We start from the raw sequence: 4,803 nt of genomic DNA on the forward strand, positions 1-4,803 counted from the left end.
GTCGTTCTCCTCCCGGGCCAGGTGCTCGGCCAGGGTGCCGCCGACCTGGCCGGCGCCGAGGATGATGATCTTCATGGTCGTTGCCGTCCGCTCCGGTCAGGCCGAGGGGTACCGAGCGCGGCGCACCTTGTGCGCCGCAACATGACGAGGCAAGCCTAAACCAGCCGCCGTGAGAAGAACAGGCCGCGTCGTGGCTCAGTCAAGGGTGAAGCCGACCTTGATGGTGACCTGCCAGTGGGCGACCCGCCCGTGCTCGATGTGGCCGCGGGTGTCCACGACCTCGAACCAGCGCATGCCATGCAGGCTCTCGGCTGCCTTGGTCAGCGCACTCTGGATGGCGTCCTCGATGTCCTTCTCCGAGGAGCCCGTCAGTTCGATGTGCTTGTAGGTGTGGTGGCTCATGGGACCTCCAGTGTCAGGGAACGGAGCGTCCGCCCTCAGGCGGGGTGCCTCTCCAGTCTGGCATAGAAGAAGCCGTCGTGGCTGTCGGGCTCTGGCAGCAATTGCCGCCCGGCACCCGAGGCGCGGCCCCAGGCCATGTCGGCCGGGGTGGTCGCCACCGCCTCGGGGGTGCGGGCGAGGAAGCGCTCGATCTGCTCGGCGTTCTCCTCGGGCAGCACCGAGCAGGTGGCGTAGAGCAGGGTGCCGCCGGGGCGCAGCAGCGGCCAGAGGTTGTCGAGCAGCCGGGCCTGGAGCTCGGCCAGCCTGGGGATGTCCGAGGGGCGACGCAGCCGCTTGATGTCGGGGTGGCGGCGGATCACGCCGCTGCCGGAGCAGGGGGCATCGAGCAGGATGGCGTCGAAGGGCGTGCCGTCCCACCAGTCGCGGGTGGTGGCATCGCCCTCGGCCAGGGTCGCGGCGAGCCCCAGGCGCGAGAGGGTATCCTCGACCCGGGCCAGGCGGGCGGCATCGCTGTCGACGGCCTGCAGGTCGATGTCGAAGAGTTCCAGCAGGTGGGCGGTCTTGCCGCCGGGGGCGCAGCAGGCGTCCAGCACCCTGGCACCGGGCCGGGGGGCCAGCGATGGGCCGAGCAGCACGGCGGCGAGCTGGGCCGACTCGTCCTGGACGCTGACATGGCCATCGGCGAAGCCGGGCAGCATCTCGACGTCGCGGGGTGTCTCGAGGGTCAGGCCGTCCGGGGCGTGCGCACAGAGGCGAGCCGGGATGCCCGCCGCGGCGAGGCGGTCCAGGTACATCTCGCGGTCGCCATGGCGGCGGTTGATCCGCAGCGTCATGGGCCCCGGCGTGTTGTTGGCCGCGCAGATGGCGCGCCAGTCGTCGGGCCAGGCCTGGCGCAGGGCCTTGAGCCACCAGCGGGGATGCAGCAGCGCCACGGCCGGGTCGCGGTCGACCTCGGCCTGGAGCTCGGCGCTCTCGCGCTGCAGGCGACGCAGGCAGCCGTTGAGGACCCGGGTAGCCCACTCCTTGCCGAGCAGGCGCGCGGCGCCGGCCGTCTCGCCCACGGCGGCGTGGGCCGGGATGCGCAGGTAGAGCAGCTGGTGGATGCCGAGCAGCAGCAGGGCCTGGACGTCGGCGTCGCGGGCCTTGAACGGCTTGGCCAGCAGCTTGCCGGCCAGCGCCTCGAGGCGTGGCAGGGTGCGGCAGGTGCCGAAGCAGAGCGCCTTGAACAGGGCGCGGTCGCGGGCCACCACCTGGTGGTCATCGAGGCCGGTGAGGGAGCCCTTGCCGGTGATCACCGGGGCCAGGGCGCGGGCGGCGGCGGCCCGCACGGCCAGGCCGTTGTCGCGACTGCCTTCCCGGTCGCGGGGCGCGGGGGGTGCCTGACTCATTGGGTGGCCTCCTCATCGGTGTGTCCCAGCCGGGTGCCGGGCGCGAGGCGCTCGGCACGGGCCTTGAGCAGTTCGCTCACCGCCAGGGGCTTGCCGCCGGGCAGCTGGGCGCGGGTCACCTCGAGCACCTGGTCGCCCGCGGGGCCGCAGGCGATGCGTAGCGCATCGGGGCCGTGGGCGAGCAGGGTGCCAGGGGCGGCGGGGGATTCGCCCTCGGCGAGCGCGCCCGCCTCGGCCATCAGCAGGCGCAGGCGGTCATTGCCCAGGGCGCACCAGGCCACCGGCCAGGGGTTGAAGGCGCGGATCCGGGCGGCGAGCTCGACCGCCGGGCGGTGGAAGTCGAGCTCCGCCTCGGCCTTGGAGAGCTTGGCGGCGTAGGTGACCCCCGCTTCGGGCTGGGGCGTGGCGTCGAGTCCGGGACCGGCCAGCGCATCCAGCGCCTCGACGATCGCCTGGCCGCCAAGGCTCGCCAGGCGGTCATGGAGCTCGCCGCCGGTGGTGGTGGCGGTGATCGGGGTGCGGCGCACCAGCAGCATGTCGCCGGTGTCGAGGCCCGCGTCCATCTGCATGATGGTCACGCCACTCTCCTCGTCGCCGGCCTCGATGGCCCGCTGGATGGGGGCCGCCCCGCGCCAGCGCGGCAGCAGCGAGGCGTGGACGTTGAGACAGCCCAGCGGAGGGATCTCGAGCACGGCGCGGGGCAGGATCAGCCCGTAGGCCACCACCACCATGATGTCGGCCTCGAGGCCCGCCAGCTCGGCCTGTGCCTCGGGCGCCTTGAGGGTCACCGGCTGGAAGACCGGCAGGCCATGCTCCTGCGCGAGTGCCTTCACGGGGCCCGGGGTCAGCCTGCGACCGCGGCCGGCCGGGCGGTCGGGCTGGGTATAGACGGCGACGACGTCGTGGCGGCTCGCCAGCAGCGCCGCCAGGTTCTCGGCGGCGAAGTCGGGGGTGCCGGCGAAGATGACGCGCAGGGGTCGTGACATGTTCAGGGCCTTGCCAGTGGGCGATGCCCCTCATGATAACGGAGCTGGCCGGAAACGACGAAGGCCGACGCAACGGCGTCGGCCTTCTCGGGGAGATCGGTTCGGCAGGGGTCAGGCGGGCTGCATCAGCCGGTGGCGCTTCTGCATCTTCTTCATCACCCGGTCGCGCTTGAGCGCGGAGAGGTAGTCGACGAACAGCACCCCCTCCAGGTGATCGTACTCGTGCTGGATGCAGTGGGCGAGCAGGCCCTCGGCCTGCATCTCGTAGGGCTGGCCGTCACGACCCAGCGCCTTGAGGTGTACCTTCAAGGCGCGGGGGACATCAGCGTAGTACTCCGGGATCGACAGGCAGCCCTCCTGCATCGGCTCGCGTTCGTCGCCGATGGGCGTGAATTCCGGGTTGATCAGCACCAGCGGCTGCGACTGGTCGTCGCTGACGTCCATGACGATGACCCGGCGATGCACGTCCACCTGGGTAGCGGCCAGTCCGATGCCGCGCGCGTCGTACATGGTCTCGAGCATGTCGTCGACCAGCCGGCGCACCTCGTCGTCTACCGTCTCGACCGGCGTCGCGATGTTGCGCAGCCGCTCGTCGGGAAATTCGAGGATGGGTAATTTGGCCATGGCGTTGGAATCACCGTTATGCTGTCATTTACAAGATGACACTATTCTAGAGGTACGCGCCCGGGGGCGAAACCGCCGAGCGTGCATCACATCGATAGTATCTGACTATACCACGTCGTCGTCGTTCCATGGCGCCAGGCGTGAGGCCAGCAACGCGGGGGAGAGCAGGGATGAGACAGACAGGATGCGCAGCGGGGTGGCGCCAGCGGCTGAAGGGGGGGATCGGTACCTTGCTGGTGGGTGGGGCCCTGGGCCTCGCCGCCACGCTGGCCCAGGCCCAGGGACTCTCCTGGGAGGATGGCCTGAGAGGCGATGCCCCGGATCGCTATACGGTGGTCAGGGGGGACACTCTGTGGGACATCTCCGGCCGCTTCCTGCAGCATCCCTGGCAGTGGCCCGAGGTGTGGCAGGTCAACCCGCAGATCGAGAACCCGCACCTGATCTATCCCGGCGACGTCGTCTACCTCTATGACTGCAACGGCCGTCCCTGTCTCGGCCTCGAGCGTGGCCAGGGCATGGTCCGGCTATCGCCGGAGGTCCGCACCACCCCGCACCGCGAGGCCATCGAGCCGATTCCCCTGGATGCCGTGCGCCACTTCCTGCGCGAGCATCGCGTCATCGATGACCCCGAGGCGCTGGACGAGCTGGCCTATGTGGTCGCCGGGGACGATGGTCGTCTGGTCAGCGGCGGCGGCGACCGCCTCTACGCCCGGGGCCGGGTCGAGGGCGGCGGCCGCTTCGGCATCTACCGGGTCGGTGAGCGCTATGTCGACAGCGCCAGCGGCGAGCCGCTCGGCCTCGAGCTTGAGAGCGTCGGCCAGGCGCGCCGCCTGCGCCAGGAGGAGGACATCGCGGTGCTGGAGGTGACCTCCTCCAGCCAGGAGGTGCGCAACGACGACATCGTGCTGCCGCTGGAGGATCGCCGGCTGGTCACCGAGTTCCTGCCCCGGGCCCCCGACCGGGAGGTCGAGGGGCGCATCCTGGCGGTGCCCGGCGGCGTGCGCTTCATCGGCCGCCTGCAGGTGGTGGCGCTGGACCGCGGCCGGCGCGACGGCCTGGAGGCGGGCCATGTGCTGATGGTCGAGCAGCGCGGCGAGCTGGTCAGTGACCCGCGCACCGGCGAGGCGCTGCGCCTGCCCGGCGAGGATGCCGGCCTGGTGATGGTCTTCCGTCCCTACGAGAAGATGAGCTACGGCCTGGTGATGCAGGCCAGTCGCACCCTCTCCGTGGGCGACCGCATCCACAGCCCGCAGCGCCTGCTGGATACGGCGCTGCGCTAGGGCGGGAGCCGACGGTGCAGGCGCGGGAATGGCTGGCCCTCGCCCGGCTGCCCGGCATGGGCGCCGCGCGCCTGGCCGAGCTGGTGGCGGCGCGACCCGACTGGCCGGATGGCTGGCTGGCGG

General features: G+C 71.4%; 5 protein-coding genes. 1 reads left to right on the plus strand and 4 read right to left on the minus strand.

Annotated elements, in window-relative coordinates; all coding sequences use genetic code 11:
- Nucleotides 1-195 precede the first annotated feature (195 nt).
- The 4 genes from SCI24_RS20945 to def all read right to left on the minus strand — a co-directional run bounded on the left by SCI24_RS20945 (nt 196) and on the right by def (nt 3,400).
- Entirely contained in the window at nt 196-402 is a 207-nt protein-coding gene (locus SCI24_RS20945) for a dodecin (protein ID WP_133637016.1), read from the minus strand.
- A gap of 35 nt (nt 403-437) precedes the next feature.
- The gene (gene rsmB / locus SCI24_RS20950) at nt 438-1,790 is read right to left on the minus strand and encodes a 16S rRNA (cytosine(967)-C(5))-methyltransferase RsmB (protein ID WP_318727213.1); all 1,353 of its coding nucleotides are present in this window, start codon (nt 1,788-1,790) and stop codon (nt 438-440) included.
- Nucleotides 1,787-2,776 carry a methionyl-tRNA formyltransferase gene (gene fmt, locus SCI24_RS20955; RefSeq protein ID WP_318727214.1) on the minus strand — a complete coding sequence of 330 codons (990 nt, stop codon included), beginning with the start codon at nt 2,774-2,776 and terminating at the stop codon, nt 1,787-1,789. Before fmt ends, rsmB begins: the two co-directional genes overlap by 4 nt.
- A 111-nt stretch (nt 2,777-2,887) precedes the next feature.
- The gene (def, locus tag SCI24_RS20960) at nt 2,888-3,400 is read right to left on the minus strand and encodes a peptide deformylase (protein ID WP_318727215.1); all 513 of its coding nucleotides are present in this window, start codon (nt 3,398-3,400) and stop codon (nt 2,888-2,890) included.
- 170 nt (nt 3,401-3,570) lie between these two features.
- On the opposite strand from def, the gene SCI24_RS20965 reads away from it, so the two are divergent.
- Nucleotides 3,571-4,680, plus strand: coding sequence for a LysM domain-containing protein (locus SCI24_RS20965; RefSeq protein WP_318727216.1), 1,110 nt, complete (start codon nt 3,571-3,573; stop codon nt 4,678-4,680).
- Nucleotides 4,681-4,803 lie beyond the last annotated feature (123 nt).

Source organism: Halomonas sp., from assembly GCF_033549285.1.
In the GTDB taxonomy this organism is placed as follows: domain Bacteria; phylum Pseudomonadota; class Gammaproteobacteria; order Pseudomonadales; family Halomonadaceae; genus Halomonas.